Origin of the sequence: Vulcanococcus sp. (genome assembly GCF_044369115.1) — a bacterium.
Lineage (GTDB): Bacteria > Cyanobacteriota > Cyanobacteriia > PCC-6307 > Cyanobiaceae > Vulcanococcus.
In genome coordinates this window covers 1-16,302 of the sequence record NZ_JBIPMN010000038.1, presented here as the reverse complement: position 1 = coordinate 16,302, position 16,302 = coordinate 1, and the positions used below count along the sequence as shown (strand labels likewise).

The window sequence follows — 16,302 nt, the reverse complement described above, 5'->3', positions numbered from 1 at the left end:
CCTGCGCGGCGACGATCAGCGCCTGCTGGTGATCGTGGGCCCCTGCTCGGTGCACGACGTGGACGCCGCCAAGGAGTACGCGGCCGCGATCGCTGAAGAGCATGAGCGCCACCGCGATCAGCTGGAGGTGGTGATGCGGGTGTACTTCGAGAAGCCCCGCACCACCGTGGGCTGGAAGGGGCTGATCAACGACCCCCACCTCGATGGCAGCTACGACATCAACACCGGCCTGAAGCTGGCCCGCGGCCTGCTGCTGCATCTGGCGGAGATGGGTCTGCCGGCTGCCACGGAACTGCTTGATCCAGTGGTGCCGCAATACATCGCTGATCTGATCAGCTGGACCGCCATCGGCGCCCGCACCACCGAAAGCCAGACCCACCGCGAGATGGCCTCGGGGCTCTCGATGCCGATCGGGTTCAAGAACGGCACCGATGGCAGTGCCAGCACAGCCATCAACGCCATGGAGGCTGCGGCACGCCCGCACCATTTCCTGGGCATCAATAAAGATGGCAGCGCCGCCATCGTGACCACCACCGGCAACCCCGATGGGCACCTGGTGCTGCGGGGCGGTAAGCAGGGCACCAACTTCCACGCCGAGGCGATCGAAGCGGCCGCGGCGGCCCTGGCGAAAGACGGCTTGCCGGCGCGGGTGATGGTGGATTGCAGCCACGGCAACTCCAACAAGGACTACCGCCGTCAGGGCGCGGTGGCTGCTGCGGTGGCTGAACAGCTGCGCAGCGGGTCACGCCATGTGATGGGCGTGATGATCGAAAGCCATCTGGTGGCCGGCAACCAGAAGATTCCTGCGGATCTGAGCCAGCTCACCTACGGCCAGAGCATCACTGATGCCTGCATTGATCTGGGCTCCACCCGCGAGGTGTTGGCGGAGCTTGCCGGAGCCGTGGCTCAGGTGAAAAGCAAGGCTGCAGCTTTGGTTTGAGGGTGTGCTGAGATGAATTAGCACTCGCGTGTTGTGAGTGCTAATTCACAGCGACGTTGCAAACTGTTTGGCGTGAACAGTGCTCCTTTCGGCGCTGCGTAGGTTTGATGGAGTCGCAATCAGGAGGTCTGCTGATGACCTATCTCCTGCAGTTCTGTGGCGTGTCTGATCCCTTGCAGCTCTTTTATCTTGAGCAGAGCAGTGTGGGCGAAGGGGAAGGGCCGGCCTTTGCGGGTTTTCGCCCCTTCCAGCTCGATGCCCTGCTCGGCTGGGCGCTGGAGACGGCCCGGGGGCGCGGGTGGGAGCTGGATCTGATCCACACCACCGTGGTGGATGTGTGGCTGGAGCGCGCTGAAGCGATTCGGCAGTGGCAGTTGCGCCTGTTGGCGGAGCCCGATGACCGGCGCGTGGTGGCTGGCCTGGGCACCCAGCACGACTGGGAGCGACGCTGCGAGGCGATGCTCCTGGCTTGAGTGGGGCTTGAGTGGGGGCTTCAGTGGGCCCAGTGCTGCCAGAGCAATCCGGCGCTCAGGGGAACAGTGAGGTTGTCGATGCCGAAGTTGCTGCCCTGCTCGAGGGCCGTGGCCAGCAGGGCGATCGCGATCAGTTGGGCCCAAGCCGGCGCGGCCATGCTCTGGCTCTGGGCGATCAGCTGCAACAGGATCAGCACCGACAGTCCTCCCCCGCCCATGGCCAGGGTGCCGGCCAGGGATTTGCCTTGACCGAGCACCCGCCAGCGGGGCGAGCGCAGCTGTGGTCCTACCAGCCCAGCCAGGCCATCGCCGATGGCCATCACCAGCACGCCGGCGGCGACGGCCAGGGGCTGCTGCGGCCAGAACAGAGCGAGCAGGATCGCGATCGAAGCGCCATAGGCCACCGTGCCGTAGCTGTGGCGGTCAACATCCTCCACGGCGGGCAGCACTCTGAAGCGGTGATTCAAGGCTGTGGCCAGGGTGACGGCGATGGCGGCGGGCAGCGCCACCCAGCGGGCGATGCCAAGCCCCCAGGCCAGCAACACCACCGGGCCGGTGCCGATGTGCACCACCTTGCGGCTCCATTCCCGTTGCTGGGGGAAGTGATGGCGAACGGCGAGAGCGGTGCTCACCACAACGGCGAGCCAGAGCAGCACAACGGCGATGCCGGTGAGCTGTTGGATGAGAACCGGGGTCAACAGAGCAGGTTCAGGCAGCCTGCTGATAATTGGTCATCATGCGCAGCTTGAGAATGGCCTTGGCCTCCAGCTGCCGCACCCGCTCGCGCGACACATTGATCTGACGGCCGATTTCAGCGAGGGTGAGTGGCTCGTTGCCTTCCAGGCCAAAGCGCAACTCGATGATGCGCCGCTCGCGCTCATTGAGCTGGGATAGCCAGGTGCCGAGGTGCTCCTTCTGCAGGCTGCGGTCCATGGAATCCATGGACTCGTTGCTGTTGGGGTCGGCGATCAGCTCGCCCAGGGTGCTGCGGTCGTCGTCGCCGCGGGCATGGGCGTCGAGAGAGGCGCAGGGTGCGCTCTGTGAGATCAGATCCTCGAGTTCTTCGGGAGCCATGCCCATGGCGTGGGCGAGCTCGAGGCGATTGGGTTGCCGGCCGAAACGGTGCGAGAGCTCCCGGGTGATCCGCCGCATTTTGGAGAGCTTCTCGCTCACATGGATCGGTAGGCGAATGGTGCGGGCGCTGTTGTCGATGGCGCGTGTCATCCCCTGCCGGATCCACCAGTAGGCGTAGGTGGAGAATTTGTAGCCCATGGCGGGGTCGAATTTGTCGACGGCGCGCTCGAGGCCGATGGCGCCTTCCTGCACCAGATCGAGCAGTTCGAGACCCTGATTCTGATATTTCTTCGCCACACTCACCACCAGGCGCAGGTTGGCGGCCATCATCCGATCGCGGGCTCGGCAGCCCATGCGGATCAGGTGCTTCTGACGCGGCGTGAGTTGATCGCTGGGCAGCTCCTGGAGCTGCTTCATCGCTTGCACGTGATGGGCCAGTTCGATCTCTTCAGCGGCGGTGAGCAGCGGTACGCGACCGATGTTGCTCAGGTACCAGCCGATCGAATCAGCACTGAGCCGACCTCCCTGGCGTGAGGCGCCGTTTCGGCTGGTTGTTCTGTTGCTCGTCGGCCCGGAAGCTGCGGCGTTGTTGGCATCCATGGCATCGAAACCAGCGGCGTTGGGCTGGGCAGTGGAGGGAGCTTGAGGTCTGTTGGAGGTGTGAGACATGCTCATTGCTCCGACCTCGAATTGATTTGGCCGGAATTTAGCAGATTTGCTAACTCGAGACTGCCGCGAATCGGAAGACTTACTGCAGCATTTTTGTTGGAATTTCTTCTTGTTTGTATCGACCCTTACAGCTAGCTGTCACTCCCGGATGCGTTGCGGTGCCAGTCATCGATCAAGCCTGCCTGAACGGCTACGTTCTCCTCGTCGGGAATACGGCGCACGAAGCTGCCGTCGGACTGCATGTCCCAGGCGGTGCAGTTGTCGGCCAGGTAGGCGTCGATCAGGGCCAAGAGCTTTCGGTGGAGCGTGGCATCTTCAATCGGCACCACGGCTTCCACACGGCGATCGAGGTTGCGACCCATCCAGTCGGCACTGCCGATGTACGCCTCGTCGTTGCCGCCATTGGCGAACCAGAAGAGTCGTGAGTGTTCGAGAAAGCGACCGATCACGCTCGACACACGGATGTTGTCGCTGACCCCTTCCACACCCGGGCGCAGGCTGCACATGCCGCGCACTACCAGATCAATCTGCACTCCGGCCTGGGAGGCCTCATACAGCAGGCCGATGATGCGCGGATCCACCAGGGCGTTCATCTTGGCCTTGATCCCAGCGGGTCTTCCGGCACGGGCGTGTTCGGTTTCGCGCTGGATTAGCTCCTGTATGCGTCGTCGCAACGTGACCGGTGCCACCAGGAGCCGGCGGAACTCCTGCTGCTTGGAGAAGCCGGTGAGGTAGTTGAACAGTTCGGCTAGGTCTTGCCCCAGCTCCGGCCGCGCTGAGAGCAGCCCCAGATCGGTGTAGAGGGTGGAGGTGCGGGAGTTGTAGTTGCCGGTGGCGATGTGGCAGTAGCTGCGCAGCTTCTCCTTTTCCTTGCGCACCACCAGGGTGATTTTGGTGTGGGTCTTCAGCCCGATCACGCCGTACACCACGTGCACGCCGGAGCGCTCCAGCTGCCGGGCCCATTGGATGTTGTTGTCTTCATCGAAGCGGGCCTTGAGCTCTACCAGCGCCATCACCTGCTTGCCATTTTCTGCGGCGCGGATCAGGGCCGCGATGATCGGCGAATCTTTCGACACCCGGTAGAGCGTCATCTTGATGGCGAGCACCGAGGGGTCGTCGGCGGCCTGGTTGATGAACTCCTCCACGGAGGTGGAGAACAGATCAAAGGGGTGATGCAGCAGAACATCACCGCGCCGCAGCACCGAGAAGATGCTCTCGAATTCTTCGGCCTTGATCGAGCCGTCTTCCAGTAGACCCTTCTGAGCGCGGGCCAGCACGGCTGGGGTGCGGCCGCGATGGGGCTTGTCTTTGAGCTTGGGCAGTGGCACGGCCATCAGGCTCATCAGATCGTCGAGGCCGAGGGGGCCATTGACCCGATAGAGGTCGGCCGGCTCCACACCGGTGCCCTCCAGCAACAGATCCACCACGTCTTGTGGCATCTCATCGGCCACCTCCAGCCGCACCACTTCACCGCCCATGCGCCGCTTGCGCAGACCCTGCTGCAGGGCCTCCATCAGGTCGTCGGCTTCGAGATCGCGCAGTTCCAGGTCGGCGTCGCGGGTGACGCGGAAGAAGTAGTGGCCTTCCACGGTCATGCCGGGGAAGAGCAGTTGCAGGTTGAACGCCACCACCTGCTCCAGCGGCACCGCGGTGTAGACGGGAGTAGGGGCGTGGGTGCTCAGCTCCACCGGTAGTTGCACGAAGCGCGGCAGGTTTTTCTGCGGCACCTTCACCCGGGCGAATTGCTGCTGGCCTGATTCGGGATCACGAATCAGCGCCGCGATGTTGAGGCTGAGGTTGCTGATGAAGGGGAAGGGATGGGCCGGGTCAACCGCCAGTGGTGTGAGCACCGGGAAGATGGCGTTCTGGAAGTAGGTGTTGATCCACTCCTGCTGCTTCTTGTTGAGCTTGGCGTAGTCGATCAGGTGCACACCGGCTTCAGCCAGTTGGTGCTTGAGGTAGTGGCGGTAGTGGGCCTGCTGCTGGCTGAGCAGCGGTGCCAGGGCCTCGCGCACCTTCACCAGCTGCTGGCTGGGGGTGAGGCCGTCGTCGCTGAGGGTTTGAACGCCGGCTTCGATCTGTGACTTCAGGGAAGCCACACGCACCATGAAAAATTCGTCGAGGTTGTTGCTGAAAATGGCGCTGAATTTCGCCTGCTCCAGCAGTGGCGTGTGTTCGCTCAGCGCCTGAGCCAACACCCGTTGGTTGAAGGCCACCCAGCTGAGCTCCCGGTTGATGTAAAGCTCGGGAGCCACTGCGGGTTCAGCCATTCAGCACCAACCAACCTGATGGAGCAAATTAGCAATCAGGATGGGCTGTTTTGCGTGCGCTCCCCGCTTGACGGCAGGCCTCCGGCCACCAGCGACGCCACGCCCACCAGCAGTGCGATGCCCAGCCAGAAGGGGCTGCGCTGGCCGAGCAGGTCGTAGCTGAGGCCCGCGAGTGGTGGGCCGATGAAGCTGCCCAGGCTCTGCAGTCCCTGCAGGCTGCCGAGGGCTGCGCCCTGGCCGCTGTCGCCCAGTCGCCGCGACACCAGCGCCCGCAGGCTCGGTGTGACCAGTCCGGTGCCCAGGGCCAGGATCGCCACGGCGCTGAACACCACCGCGGCGGCGTTGTCGGCCTGGGCCATGGGAATCAACAGGCAGCCCACGATCACGAAGCCCAGGCCCACCAGGGTGAGCCGGTATTCGCCGAAGCGGTTCACGAGTGGGCCGATCAGCCCCCCCTGCACCACCGTGGCCACCACGCCCACCACCAGGAAGGCGGTCGTGGCCAGGCCCGGGCCCCAATCGAACACCTGTTTGAAATAGAGCACCAGCACGGCTGTGAAGCCGTTGAACGCCAGGAAGAAGAGGAAAAAGGCCCCGCAGAGGCGGCGCACCTGGGGGTTGGTGAACACCCGCTTCAGGGCCACCAAGGGGTTGAGATCCCGTTTGCGCGGCATCGCTTGCCTGGCCTCGGGCGGATGGGTTTCCGGCAGCACGGTGAGTACCAGCAGCAGGTTCATCACGGCAAACCCGGTGGCCACCCACACCGGCAGGGTGACGCTGAATCCCGCGAGTAAGCCACCGAAGGCCGGCCCCAGGATGAAACCCAGGCCGAAGGCCACGCCGATCAAACCGAAGGCCTTGGCTCTGTTCTCTGGGGTGGAAATGTCGGCCAGCACAGCGCCGGCTGTGGCAGCGGTGCCACCGCTCACCCCGTCGATCAGGCGACCGCCAAACAGCAACGCCAGGGGGATCGCCGTGCCGGCGGCCCAGGGGATGGCCTGCCAGTTGATGCTCAGGGTGACGGCAAACAGTCCGAGGCCCAGCACGGATCCCGCCACGCAAGCGGCGATCACCGGCTTACGGCCGTAGCGATCGCTCAGGGCACCGATCAGCGGCGTGAAGGCGAACTGGGCCAGGGCGTAGCTACCAGCCAACAGCCCGAGAGTGCGGCCATTGCTGGTGAAGCTGGCCAGCAGAAACGGCAGCAGGGGGAACACGATGCTCTCCCCCAGCCGATCGTTCAGCAGCGTGATGAACGCGCAGAGGCTGGTGGAGGGACGGCTCCAGCGCATGGGGATGGGCCCGGGTGTGGGCTCACCATCCCATGCGGATCGCAGCTGCTAGCGGAAGCGCCTGAGCAGCTGGTTCAACAGCAGGGCGAAGCCAGTGACGGGCTCAGGGTGCGGGCGGTGGTGTTGCGGGGCACTCATCACCAACCCGCCCACCATCGAAAAGGAGCCGCTTCCGCTTTTCACAAGCATCACACCACCTTCCAGGTGATGGGAAAGGTAGAGCGGTTGCAGCGTTGCTTCCAGCCGATCCAGAAAGTTTTTGGTTTTCTCGGCAAAGCAACCTGCGCGATCAGGATAGTGGGCGATTGCTTGCAGCCTCATCTATGCCGCCGGAGTCGCCGCAGGTGTTCCTGAGTCATCTCAACGCCGCCGGTGAGGTGCACATGGTGGAGGTGGGAGAGCGGCCGGCCACCCGCCGAGAAGCGCGGGCAGAAGGTGTGATCGTGATGCGCCCGGAGGTGTTGGCCCTGGTGCTCGAGGGCCGTGCTCCCAAGGGTGATGTGCTGGCGGTGGCGCGTGTGGCCGCGATCCAGGCTGCCAAGCGCACCTGGGAGTTGATTCCCCTCTGCCATCCGATCGCTCTCAGTGGTGTGGAGGTGGCGATTGAGGCCTGCAGCGAGGGCGCCGGGCTGCGTTTGGAAGCAAGCGCCCGCACCACCGGCAGCACCGGGGTGGAGATGGAGGCGCTCACTGCCGTGCAGGTGGGCCTGCTCACCCTCTACGACATGCTCAAATCCGCCGACCCGGCGATGACGATCAGTGGCGTGCGCTTGCTGAGCAAGACCGGCGGCCGCCATGGCGACTGGCAGTGCGATGACTGAGCCCTACGGCCGTGAAGGCCTGCCGCTGGAGCAGGCCCGCGCTCAGATCCTGGAGGTGTTGCAGCCCCTCGGGCTCGAGGAAACGCTGCCGCTCACGCAGGCCCTCGGACGCACCACAGCGGCTCCCCTGGTGGCTGCCGCTGCGGTGCCCGGGTTCCGCGCTTCGATCATGGATGGGTATGCCATTGCCGGTGCGGCCCAGCCCGAGCCAGGCCAGCAATGGCGGTTGGCTGGTGGTTCGGCCGCCGGTGCGCCCTATGGCGCGGCGCTGGCCGCCGGCGAAGCAGTGCGCATCCTCACCGGAGCGGTGGTGCCGGAGGGCAGTGAACGGGTGCTGCCCCAGGAGTTGGTGGCGCTGGAGGGTGAGCAGCTCATGCTGGTGAAAGCCTGCGGGCCCAACGCCTGGATTCGCCAACCCACAGAGGAAGCAGCCCCGGGCCAGGAGCTGGTGCCGGCGGGTCAGCGGCTGGGGGTGGCTGATCTAGGGCGCCTCGCCAGCTGCGGTGTGCAGAAGCTGCAGGTGACGCGCCGGCCGCGATTGGGCCTGTTGATCAGCGGGGATGAATTGCTGCCGCCCGGTATGGAGCGTGGCCCGGGCCAGATCTGGGAGAGCAATTCGGCCTTGCTCACGGCATTGCTGCAGCGGCTGGGATACGCCGTTGCCGATCGGCGCGTGGTGGTGGATCAGCCGGAACCGTTGCGTGCTGCATTGCGGGAGCTGGCGCAGGAGTGTGATGTGGTGGTGAGCACGGGTGGCGTGTCGGCCGGCGATAGCGATTGGATCCGGCCGCTGGTGGAGGAGTTGGGAGCGGTGCGCTTCTGGAAGCTGTTCCTGAAACCCGGCCGGCCCTTTGCCTGGGGACAGGTGGCGGGGGTGCCCTTTTTTGGGCTGCCGGGCAATCCGGTGGCGGCAGCGATCACGGCGTTGCAATTGCTCTGGCCGGCCCTGCAACGGCTCGAGGGTGCTGAGCTGCAGCTGTTGCCGCGGCTGAAGGTTCGGCTGGAGGCCCCGCTGCTCCGTGGTGCCGGTAGGCCTGAGCTGGCCAGGGCTCAGTTGGCGGTGGCCGCCGATGGCGGGCTCTGGGCGTCCATTGAAGGCTCGCAGGCTTCCTCCCGCATCGGTTCGCTTCAGGGCGCTGATCTGCTGTTGGAGATCCCGGCGGAGCTGGGGACCCTGGAGGCGGGCACGGAGCTGTGGGCGCAGCTGTTGCGTTTGCCTGTGTTTTGAGCTCAGAGCGGTGTGTTGCCGCTGAGCCATTCGCTGCTGCCGTCGGCGCGCCACTCGCGCTTCCAGAAGGGTGCGTGGTGTTTGAGGGCCTCCAGGAGTTCCTGGCAGCAGCGCTGGGCCGGGCCGCGGCGGTCGGCGCCGATGGCTACCAGCACGATCGCTTCGCCGGGGAGCACCCGGCCAATGCGGTGCTGCACCAGGCAGCTGATCACCCCATGGCGGTTGCAGCAATCGAGGGCGAGCCGCTCCAACTGCAGCTCGGTCATGCCGGGGTAGTGCTCGAGCTCGAGGGCTTCCAGCTCACGGCCATCCGCGGCTACGCCACGAACCCGTCCGATAAAGAAAGCCTCAGCGGCACTTTGGACGTTGCTTCTGTGTTGTTGTTCGTCCTGCCAACGCGTCAGCACAACGAGCGGCTCGAAGCCGGTGCTGTGGAGATCGATCCTGAGCTGCATGGCTTCAGCCTCAGCCCCCGTTGATGGGTGGCAGAAAGGCGAGCTCATCGCCGGGCTGCAGGGGGGTGTCGGCGTCGGCGAATTGCCGGTTGATCGACACTCGGATCGCTTGATCGAGATCGCCGGGCAGCTGCAACTTCAACCACAGCTGACGCGGTGTGAGCCTGCCATCGTCGTTTGGGTTTACAGGCCACTGTTGTTCAGCCCAGCCGGCCTGTTCGCGAAGCCAAGCGAACAGCAGGATCCGGATCTCTCCCGCGCATGGTCCAACCATGAACACAACACTAGCCATCGCTACATCCGATCCCTTGCGACCATGGCTTCTTCTCCTTTGCTGATGACTTGAGCCTCACCATCGCTCTGCTCACCGTTTCTGATACCCGCACCCGGGCGGACGATCGCTCCGGTGATGCCCTGCAGCAGCGGCTCGAGGCGGGCGGCCACCGCCTTGTGGAACGTTGCATCGTGCCCGATAACCGTTATCAGATTCGCGCTGAACTGAGCCGCTGGATCGCCGACCCCGCTGTGCAGGTGGTGATCAGCAGCGGCGGCACCGGCCTCACCGGCCGCGATGGCACCCCTGAAGCCGTGGCACCCCTGCTCGATAAGACGATTGAGGGTTTTGGCGAGCTCTTTCGCGTTCTCTCCTTTGAAACAATCGGTACCAGCACGCTGCAGAGCCGCTGCTTGGCTGGCGTGGCCAATGGCACGGTGATTTTTGTGCTGCCTGGATCGCTGGATGCGGTGCAAACCGCCTGGGATCGCCTGATTTCCGCTCAGCTCAACGAAGCCACGCGCCCCTGCAACCTGGTGCAGCTGCTACCCAGGCTCACGGAGCCCGCCGGGTGAGCCGTTTGCGTCGCCTGCATGTGGTAGCCAGGCGCGAACGCCGCCGCGGCCGTCGCTATCAGCCCCGCTTTCGGCTCAACCAGATCGGGGTCACGTCGCTGGCGGCGCTCTGTGCGGTGCTGTTGCTGGGTCTGCTCTCCCTTTGGAGCGGGCAGGTGCTGATCGTCGCGCCCTTGGGTGCGTCGTGCGTGCTGCTGTTTGGCTACCCCGCCAGCCCTCTGGCTCAGCCGCGCAACATCGTTCTGGGTAATGGCATTGGTGGCTTGGTGGGTGTGGCCCTGGTGAGTACCGCCGGCCAGGGGCCACTGGTGCTGGCCTTGGCGGTGGGCCTCACGATCCTGTTGGGCCAGCAGCTGCGCTGCCTGCATCCCCCCGCAGGTGGCATGGCTTTTCTGGCGGTGTATTTGAAGGTGGCCTGGAGCTTTCTGCTCTTTCCCGTGTTGAGCGGTTCTCTCCTTCTGGTGGTGTTGGCCTGGGCCTTCAGCCGCTGGGTGCCCGGTGCTTTTCCCTACCCCCAGCATTGGTTGTGATCACTGCGGTGTGGTTGCTTGCCGCACCCCTCGCGGTTGTTGCCTTCCTCTATGCCTCGGTGGGGCATGCCGGAGCCTCTGGCTACATCGCTGTGCTCGCCTTGGCGGGGTTCCCGGCGGAGCAGATCAAGCCCCTGGCCTTGATCCTCAACACGCTCGTGGCCAGCGTGGGTTGCTGGAATTTTTTGCGGGCGGCTCATCTGCCGTGGCGCCGGATCTGGCCGGTGTATCTGCTGGCGATTCCAGGGGCCTTTCTGGGGGGATGGCTGAATCTGCCCTCACTGTGGTTTCGCCGCCTAGTGGGCGTGGTGCTGTTGTTTTCGGCTTGGCGGCTGGGGCGCGCACTTGTGGATCCCCCCACGTTGCGGGAACCTCCGCGGCTGCTGTTGTTCGCTGCCGGCGGCAGCCTCGGTGTGTTGGCCGGGCTCACCGGCACTGGCGGTGGCGTGTTTCTCACACCCCTGCTGCTGCTCTGCCGCTGGTGCACCACCCGTCAGGCCGCGGCTGTATCGGTGCTGTTCATCCTGTTCAACTCGATCGCGGGCTTGGCGGGGCTGATGCTGGCCCGGCCCGGCGCCTTGCTCGGGCTTGGGCGTCTGGAATGGCTCCTGGTGCTGATTCCAGTGGTGCTCGCCGGTGCGATCGGCTCGCGTTTGGGCAGCCGCCACTGGCCCGTGGCCTGGATCCGGCGTTGCCTGGCGGTTGTGTTGCTACTGGCCTCGCTGAAATTGCTGGGGCTGGCCGCGTTGCTCTAGCCGCCCAGGTAGGCCATCTCAGCGTGCTCACGGCCAGCGGTGCTGGCTTGGCGCTCTTCGCTATAGCGGTCGTGGCGGCTGCGCCAGAGCTGGGTTAAGGCCTGCTCCAGGTCCATGGCATTGCTGCTGGGCTGCAGCCAGGGCTTGAGATCCAGGCCACTGCTCGGGGCGGCAAACAGGCAGGTGTAGGCCACCCCATCGGCGGTGACACGCAGGCGGTTGCAGTCGCCGCAGAACGGTTGGCTCACGGAAGCCACCACGGCAATCCCGCCGGTGCCATCGCGGTGGCGCCATCGGCGGGCCGTGCTGTGCAGATCCCGCTCGAGCGGCTCGAGCGGCCAGCGGGAACTGATGTGCTCCACCATTGCGCCGGCGCTCACCACATCGGCCGGGTTCCATCCATTGCGGTTGCCTACATCCATGTATTCGATCAAGCGCAGTTCCAGGCCCTGGCCGCGGCAGAGCTCGGCCAAGGGCAGTAGTTGATCGTCGTTGAGGCCGCGCTGGATCACGGCATTGAGCTTGAGAGCTCCCGCCGCGGGATCAAAGCCCGCATCCCGCGCATGCCCGATCGCGGCCAGCACCGCCTCCAGCGTTCGCTCGCCGGCTTTGGCATCGCTCAGGCCGGCCATGCGGGCCACGCTGGCGCCATCGGCGCCATCGAGGCTGAGGGTGAGGCGATCCAGTCCCGCCTCGCGCAGAGCCCTGGCGCGGTTGGCGCTGAGGAGGGTGCCATTGCTGGTGAGTGCAATGTCCCGCAGGCCTTGGGCCCGCAGCGGTTGCACTGTCTCAATCAGGCTCTCGAGCTGGGAATGCAGCAGGGGTTCTCCGCCGGTGAGCCGCAGGCTGTGGGCCCCCAGGGCCACTGCCGCCTGCACCACGGCGTGCCGTTGCTCGAGCGTCAGCAGGCCTGGGGGCTCCTGTCCATCCGGCAGGCAATAGGGGCAGGCCAGGTTGCAGCGGGCCGTGAGGGAGAGCCGCAGCACCCCGAGCGGCCGGCCAAGCCCGTCTGTTGGTATGGCCTTTGGTGTGGCCATGGGGGTCACAGCTCGGCAGGGCTGTTCACGTTGTGGATCGCGGCAGCGGGCAGGGGCACGGCGTTGCAAGGTTGGTCGTCCAACCATCGCAGCAGCCGGCGCTCTCCGCCGCTGATGCTTGCGGCCAGGTCGCTGCAGATCGCCGGCGGGCTCGGGTAGATCCCCAGCAGGGGTTGGCTGCGTGCCCCGTCGTGAGCCAGATGGATGCGCTCCGGAGCCATGGCGGCGGCCGCGATCAGGGTGTGCAGTGCGGCGGTGTTGAGGTGGGGCATGTCCACCGGTGCCAGTAACAGCCGTGCATCCGGATAGCGCTCCATCAGCCGGTGCAGCGCCAACAGCGGCCCTTCCCAGGGGGCTGGTTCGGCCACGCTTTCCAGGTGTGGCAGCTGCAGTGCTTCAGCCAGGGCGTGATGGTGCGGCCAGCGGCTCAGCAGCGTGATCGGTGCATCCAGCTCCGCCAGCAACCGCAGGGTGCGCTCCAGCCAGTTGCCACCTGCGGGATGGGGCAGCAGTGCCTTGTCCTGCCCCATGCGCTGGCTGGCACCACCGCTGAGCAGGCAGCAGCGCAGCGCTGGGACGGGCTCGGGTTCCAGCGTTGGCATCCTTGGTTTGGTAGCGGTCGTCACAGGGGTGTGCCAGGCGCCTTGATCCAATGGCTGCCGCGATACCCGCCCCGCTGAACGCTCCTCACGCCGCCACGGCTGCTGTTGCTACTGCTGATCCTGGCTCCCAGGCGGCCCGGGCGCAGTGCCCCTACTGCGGTGTGGGTTGCGGCCTGGAGCTGAAGCCCCCTAAGGATCCCGGCGATCTGCAGTGGACAGCCCGCGGCGATCGCCACCATCCCTCCTCCCTTGGGCAGGTGTGTGTGAAGGGCGCCACGGTGGGTGAAACCCTGCACCACAACCGCCTCACCACACCGCTCTGGCGCGAGCGGCTGGATCAACCTTTCGCGCCGATCAGCTGGGAGAAGGCCTTTGGGCTGCTGGTGGATCGCATCCGCACCACCCTGGCTGATCAAGGTCCACAGGGCCTGGCGATCTATGGCTCCGGGCAGTTCCTCACCGAGGATTACTACGTGGCCAACAAGCTGCTCAAGGGTGCCCTGGGCAGCAACAACTTCGATGCCAACTCCCGTCTGTGCATGAGTTCGGCGGTGGCCGGCTATGCCCGCAGCCTGGGATCCGACGGTCCGCCCTGTTGTTACGACGATCTCGATGGTGCCGATCTGGTGTTCTTGATCGGCACCAACACCGCCGAGTGCCATCCGGTGCTGTTTCAGCGGCTGCTGAAGCGCAAGCGCAAACAGAAGGACTCTCTGCGGATCGTGGTGGTCGACCCCCGCGCCACGGCCACCTCCGATCCGGCGGATCTGCATCTGGCGATTCGTCCGGGTACTGATCTGGTGCTGCTGCAGGGCATTGGGCATCTGCTGCTGGAGTTGCAGGCGCTTGATGAGGGCTTCATCGCCGAGCACACCGAGGGCTTCGCCGAGCTCAAGCAGCTGTGGCAGCAGTGGACGCCGCAGCGTGTGAGCGATCTCTGCGGCATCGCCGAAGCCGACCTGCGCCAACTGGCCCAGTGGTGGGCCGAGGCGGCTGGGGTGCTCAGCCTCTGGTCGATGGGGGTGAACCAGAGCAGCGAAGGCACCGCCACCGTGGCCGGGATCATCAACCTGCATCTGGCCACCGCCCAGATCGGCCGCGCCGGCGCCGGCCCCTTCTCGCTCACGGGCCAGCCCAATGCCATGGGTGGCCGCGAGGCCGGTGGCCTGGCGCAGCTGCTGCCCGGCTATCGCTTCGTGGCCAACCCGGAGCACCGCGCTGAGGTGGAGCGCCACTGGGGGTTTGCGCCTGGCTCGATCGCCCCGGCTCCGGGCCTGGCGGTGTGGGATCAAGTCGAAGCGATGGAGCGCGGCGAGCTGGGCCTGTGGTGGGTGGCTGCCACCAACCCGCTGGTGAGCATGCCGTCGCTGGATCGCGTGCGCGCCGCTATTGCCAACTGCCCGTTGGTCGTCCTCAGCGAGGCCTATGCCGGCACCGAAACCGCAGATGTGGCCCACCTGCTGCTGCCGGCTGCCCAGTGGAGCGAAAAGAGCGGCGTGATGACCAACTCGGAGCGGCGCGTCACCCACTGCCCGGCTTTTCGCGAGCCCCCCGGTGAGGCGCGGCCGGATTGGGCCATCTTTGCGGAGCTGGGCCGGCGCCTCGGCTTCGAGCAGCAGTTCCGCTATGGCTCTGCGGCGGAGGTGTATGCCGAGTTCACGGCACTCACCGCCGGCCGGGTGTGTGATCTGAGTGGGCTCAGCCATGCGCTGCTGGTGGAGCATGGCCCGCAGCAATGGCCCTTCCCCGCTGGCAGCGAGCCGGGCATGGGCGCGCCGCGCCTCTACTCCGATCACCGTTTCCCCACGGCATCAGGCAAGGCCCGCTTTCTGGCTGAACAGCCCTTCGGCTTGGCTGAACCCCCCTGTGAGCACTACCCGCTGGTGCTCACCGTGGGCCGCTATCTCGGCCACTGGCACACGATGACCCGCACCGCTCATGTGGCGCGGGTGAATCAACAGCACCCGGAAGCGTTGCTGGAAGTGCACCCCAGGGATGCGGCCAGCCATGGCCTCAGCGATGGCGTGATGGCTGAGGTGAGTTCCCGTCGCGGTTGCATCAGCGCCAAGGTGACCGTCACCGATCGCATCCGCCCGGGCACGGTGTTTCTGCCGATGCACTGGGGTGCCAGCCAGTTGAAGGCTTGCGAGGCCAATCGCCTGATGCACGAGCAGGCGTGCGCTCATTCCAAGCAGCCGGAACTCAAGGCCGCGGCGGTGTGCGTACGGCCGTTGGCCTGAGCCCGGCGCTTCAGGCTTCCAGCAGTTCCGGTGCGATGCGCAGGGTGCGCCCTGGGCCGGCGTCCTGCTCGATCAGGCCGAGGCTGCGCCAGCGGGAGAGCTGTTTGGTCACCGTGACCCGGGTGTGGCCGCTGAGGTCGGCCAGTTCGGCGTGGGTGAGTCGCAGCGATAACTCATACCAAGCGCCATTGCGCCGCCCGAGCCGTTCCACCAGCAACTGCAACAGCGCGCCGATGCGCTGGCCCGCGTCGTTGAGGTTGCGCAGCAGCAGCAGCGACAGTGTCCACTCATGCAGGTTGATGGTGCCGGCCGCCGGGTTCATCGGGCAGCCCTCCACCAGCTGGGCGGCGGTGAGGGCTTCCAGATGCAAGCGGGTGGTGCGCAGCAGATCGAGCGGCAATTGATCACCCGCCTGCAGAAAGCCGAGGGTGACCGGCTGGGCTGCCAGGGCTTCCTGCTCCGGCCTGGAGGCCGACACCCGCACCAGACCGGAGTGCACCGTGAGGCATTGATTGCGCTCGAGCAGCTGTGCATCCAGCAGCAGGGTGCTGCCGGCTCGAATCGACAATGCTGCTGAGGCTTCAGTCGTCGCCATGGGCATAACGGCGATAGAGGAAGTCGAGGGCGTGGTTGCGGAGCTGGCCGTAGCGCGGGTCGTCCTGGATGGTTTCGAAACGGCGGGGCCGATCGAACGGCACCTCCATGATTTCGCCGATCGTGGCGGAGGGGCCGTTGGTCATCATCACGATCCGATCGGAGAGGAACAGGGCCTCATCGATGTCGTGGGTGATCATCAGCACGGTGGGTTTGTGCTCACGCCAGATGGCGAGTAGCTCCTCTTGAAGCTCCTCTTTGGTGATGGCATCGAGGGCACCAAAAGGCTCATCGAGCACCAGCACTTCTGGCCGCACCGCCAGGGCCCGGGCAATAGCCACCCGCTGCCGCATCCCGCCCGAAATCTGCGCTGGCCGTTTGTGGCGCGCTTCGATCAAACCCACCATCTCCAGGTGATGGTCCACGGTTTGGGCGCGGGCGGCAGCATCCAGTTCGGGCCGAGCTGCTTTCAC

At 65.7% G+C, this 16,302-nt stretch carries 19 protein-coding genes; 8 read left to right on the top strand and 11 right to left on the bottom strand.

All coding sequences use genetic code 11. The annotated features are described in order from the left end of the window. Both ACIQ2E_RS04385 and ACIQ2E_RS04380 read left to right on the top strand, forming a co-directional pair. On the top strand, nucleotides 1–940 hold a 940-nt coding region (locus ACIQ2E_RS04385), incomplete at its 5' end, for a 3-deoxy-7-phosphoheptulonate synthase (protein ID WP_398326719.1). A 134-nt stretch (nucleotides 941–1,074) separates the two neighbouring features. Then, the gene (locus ACIQ2E_RS04380; RefSeq protein WP_398326716.1) at nucleotides 1,075–1,413 is read left to right on the top strand and encodes a hypothetical protein; all 339 of its coding nucleotides are present in this window, start codon (nucleotides 1,075–1,077) and stop codon (nucleotides 1,411–1,413) included. 20 nt (nucleotides 1,414–1,433) lie between these two features. Here the strand turns inward: ACIQ2E_RS04380 and ACIQ2E_RS04375 are convergent, their stop codons facing one another. The 5 genes from ACIQ2E_RS04375 to ACIQ2E_RS04355 all read right to left on the bottom strand — a co-directional run bounded on the left by ACIQ2E_RS04375 (nucleotide 1,434) and on the right by ACIQ2E_RS04355 (nucleotide 7,039). Beyond that, entirely contained in the window at nucleotides 1,434–2,111 is a 678-nt protein-coding gene (locus ACIQ2E_RS04375) for a diacylglycerol/polyprenol kinase family protein (RefSeq protein ID WP_398326713.1), read from the bottom strand. A gap of 10 nt (nucleotides 2,112–2,121) precedes the next feature. Beyond that, nucleotides 2,122–3,087, bottom strand: a complete 966-nt coding sequence (locus tag ACIQ2E_RS04370) for an RpoD/SigA family RNA polymerase sigma factor (RefSeq protein ID WP_398326725.1) — start codon at nucleotides 3,085–3,087, stop codon at nucleotides 2,122–2,124. 200 nt (nucleotides 3,088–3,287) lie between these two features. Continuing rightward, entirely contained in the window at nucleotides 3,288–5,426 is a 2,139-nt protein-coding gene (ppk1, locus tag ACIQ2E_RS04365) for a polyphosphate kinase 1 (RefSeq protein ID WP_398326710.1), read from the bottom strand. A gap of 35 nt (nucleotides 5,427–5,461) precedes the next feature. After that, on the bottom strand, nucleotides 5,462–6,718 hold the full coding sequence (locus ACIQ2E_RS04360) for an MFS transporter (protein WP_398326707.1): 1,257 nt from the start codon (nucleotides 6,716–6,718) through the stop codon (nucleotides 5,462–5,464). Between the two features lie 48 nt (nucleotides 6,719–6,766). Continuing rightward, nucleotides 6,767–7,039, bottom strand: a complete 273-nt coding sequence (locus ACIQ2E_RS04355; protein ID WP_398326705.1) for a hypothetical protein — start codon at nucleotides 7,037–7,039, stop codon at nucleotides 6,767–6,769. Nucleotides 7,040–7,041: 2 nt separating this feature from the next. Between ACIQ2E_RS04355 and moaC the strand changes: the two genes are divergently transcribed. After that, a complete protein-coding gene (gene moaC, locus ACIQ2E_RS04350; RefSeq protein ID WP_398326702.1) occupies nucleotides 7,042–7,539 on the top strand; it encodes a cyclic pyranopterin monophosphate synthase MoaC in 498 nt (165 codons plus the stop codon). Next, nucleotides 7,532–8,767 (top strand): molybdopterin molybdotransferase MoeA, encoded by a 1,236-nt coding sequence (locus tag ACIQ2E_RS04345; protein ID WP_398326699.1) that lies wholly within the window; start codon nucleotides 7,532–7,534, stop codon nucleotides 8,765–8,767. The genes moaC and ACIQ2E_RS04345 overlap by 8 nt, the downstream gene beginning before the upstream one ends. 2 nt (nucleotides 8,768–8,769) lie before the next feature. On the opposite strand, the gene ACIQ2E_RS04340 is transcribed toward ACIQ2E_RS04345, so the two are convergent. Both ACIQ2E_RS04340 and ACIQ2E_RS04335 read right to left on the bottom strand, forming a co-directional pair. Continuing rightward, on the bottom strand, nucleotides 8,770–9,222 hold the full coding sequence (locus ACIQ2E_RS04340) for a molybdenum cofactor biosynthesis protein MoaE (protein ID WP_296367222.1): 453 nt from the start codon (nucleotides 9,220–9,222) through the stop codon (nucleotides 8,770–8,772). A 10-nt stretch (nucleotides 9,223–9,232) separates the two neighbouring features. Beyond that, nucleotides 9,233–9,496: a MoaD/ThiS family protein gene (locus tag ACIQ2E_RS04335; RefSeq protein ID WP_398326696.1), complete on the bottom strand. Its 264-nt coding sequence runs from the start codon at nucleotides 9,494–9,496 to the stop codon at nucleotides 9,233–9,235. A 68-nt stretch (nucleotides 9,497–9,564) separates the two neighbouring features. Between ACIQ2E_RS04335 and moaB the strand changes: the two genes are divergently transcribed. From moaB to ACIQ2E_RS04320, 3 genes are read left to right on the top strand one after another with little or no spacing between them, the layout of a single operon-like run. Next, the gene (gene moaB / locus ACIQ2E_RS04330) at nucleotides 9,565–10,071 is read left to right on the top strand and encodes a molybdenum cofactor biosynthesis protein B (RefSeq protein ID WP_398326693.1); all 507 of its coding nucleotides are present in this window, start codon (nucleotides 9,565–9,567) and stop codon (nucleotides 10,069–10,071) included. Continuing rightward, nucleotides 10,068–10,601 (top strand): HPP family protein, encoded by a 534-nt coding sequence (locus tag ACIQ2E_RS04325; RefSeq protein WP_398326690.1) that lies wholly within the window; start codon nucleotides 10,068–10,070, stop codon nucleotides 10,599–10,601. Before moaB ends, ACIQ2E_RS04325 begins: the two co-directional genes overlap by 4 nt. Next, nucleotides 10,598–11,356, top strand: a complete 759-nt coding sequence (locus ACIQ2E_RS04320) for a sulfite exporter TauE/SafE family protein (RefSeq protein ID WP_398326722.1) — start codon at nucleotides 10,598–10,600, stop codon at nucleotides 11,354–11,356. The genes ACIQ2E_RS04325 and ACIQ2E_RS04320 overlap by 4 nt, the downstream gene beginning before the upstream one ends. Here the strand turns inward: ACIQ2E_RS04320 and ACIQ2E_RS04315 are convergent. Both ACIQ2E_RS04315 and ACIQ2E_RS04310 read right to left on the bottom strand, forming a co-directional pair. After that, nucleotides 11,353–12,393, bottom strand: a complete 1,041-nt coding sequence (locus ACIQ2E_RS04315; RefSeq protein WP_398326687.1) for a GTP 3',8-cyclase MoaA — start codon at nucleotides 12,391–12,393, stop codon at nucleotides 11,353–11,355. The two genes, ACIQ2E_RS04320 and ACIQ2E_RS04315, sit on opposite strands and share 4 nt — an antisense overlap. 5 nt (nucleotides 12,394–12,398) lie before the next feature. After that, a complete protein-coding gene (locus ACIQ2E_RS04310; protein WP_398326684.1) occupies nucleotides 12,399–13,019 on the bottom strand; it encodes a molybdenum cofactor guanylyltransferase in 621 nt (206 codons plus the stop codon). Between the two features lie 26 nt (nucleotides 13,020–13,045). On the opposite strand from ACIQ2E_RS04310, the gene ACIQ2E_RS04305 reads away from it, so the two are divergent. Continuing rightward, on the top strand, nucleotides 13,046–15,235 hold the full coding sequence (locus tag ACIQ2E_RS04305) for a molybdopterin oxidoreductase family protein (protein ID WP_398326681.1): 2,190 nt from the start codon (nucleotides 13,046–13,048) through the stop codon (nucleotides 15,233–15,235). Between the two features lie 10 nt (nucleotides 15,236–15,245). Here the strand turns inward: ACIQ2E_RS04305 and ACIQ2E_RS04300 are convergent, their stop codons facing one another. Next, a complete protein-coding gene (locus ACIQ2E_RS04300; protein WP_398326678.1) occupies nucleotides 15,246–15,830 on the bottom strand; it encodes a helix-turn-helix domain-containing protein in 585 nt (194 codons plus the stop codon). Further along, nucleotides 15,817–16,302, bottom strand: a 486-nt coding sequence (locus ACIQ2E_RS04295) for an ATP-binding cassette domain-containing protein (protein WP_398326675.1), incomplete at its 5' end; no start/stop codon positions are given. The genes ACIQ2E_RS04295 and ACIQ2E_RS04300, both read right to left, overlap by 14 nt.

Coding starts and splice junctions, on each gene's coding strand:
- ACIQ2E_RS04380 (WP_398326716.1), top strand. CDS start 1,075: ATGACCTATCTCCTGCAGTTCTGTGGCGTGTCTGATCCCTTGCAGCTC.
- ACIQ2E_RS04370 (WP_398326725.1), bottom strand. CDS start 3,087: ATGGATGCCAACAACGCCGCAGCTTCCGGGCCGACGAGCAACAGAACA.
- ppk1 (WP_398326710.1), bottom strand. CDS start 5,426: ATGGCTGAACCCGCAGTGGCTCCCGAGCTTTACATCAACCGGGAGCTC.
- ACIQ2E_RS04360 (WP_398326707.1), bottom strand. CDS start 6,718: ATGCGCTGGAGCCGTCCCTCCACCAGCCTCTGCGCGTTCATCACGCTG.
- ACIQ2E_RS04355 (WP_398326705.1), bottom strand. CDS start 7,039: ATGAGGCTGCAAGCAATCGCCCACTATCCTGATCGCGCAGGTTGCTTT.
- moaC (WP_398326702.1), top strand. CDS start 7,042: ATGCCGCCGGAGTCGCCGCAGGTGTTCCTGAGTCATCTCAACGCCGCC.
- ACIQ2E_RS04345 (WP_398326699.1), top strand. CDS start 7,532: ATGACTGAGCCCTACGGCCGTGAAGGCCTGCCGCTGGAGCAGGCCCGC.
- ACIQ2E_RS04340 (WP_296367222.1), bottom strand. CDS start 9,222: ATGCAGCTCAGGATCGATCTCCACAGCACCGGCTTCGAGCCGCTCGTT.
- ACIQ2E_RS04335 (WP_398326696.1), bottom strand. CDS start 9,496: ATGGTTGGACCATGCGCGGGAGAGATCCGGATCCTGCTGTTCGCTTGG.
- ACIQ2E_RS04315 (WP_398326687.1), bottom strand. CDS start 12,393: ATGGCCACACCAAAGGCCATACCAACAGACGGGCTTGGCCGGCCGCTC.
- ACIQ2E_RS04305 (WP_398326681.1), top strand. CDS start 13,046: ATGGCTGCCGCGATACCCGCCCCGCTGAACGCTCCTCACGCCGCCACG.
- ACIQ2E_RS04300 (WP_398326678.1), bottom strand. CDS start 15,830: ATGGCGACGACTGAAGCCTCAGCAGCATTGTCGATTCGAGCCGGCAGC.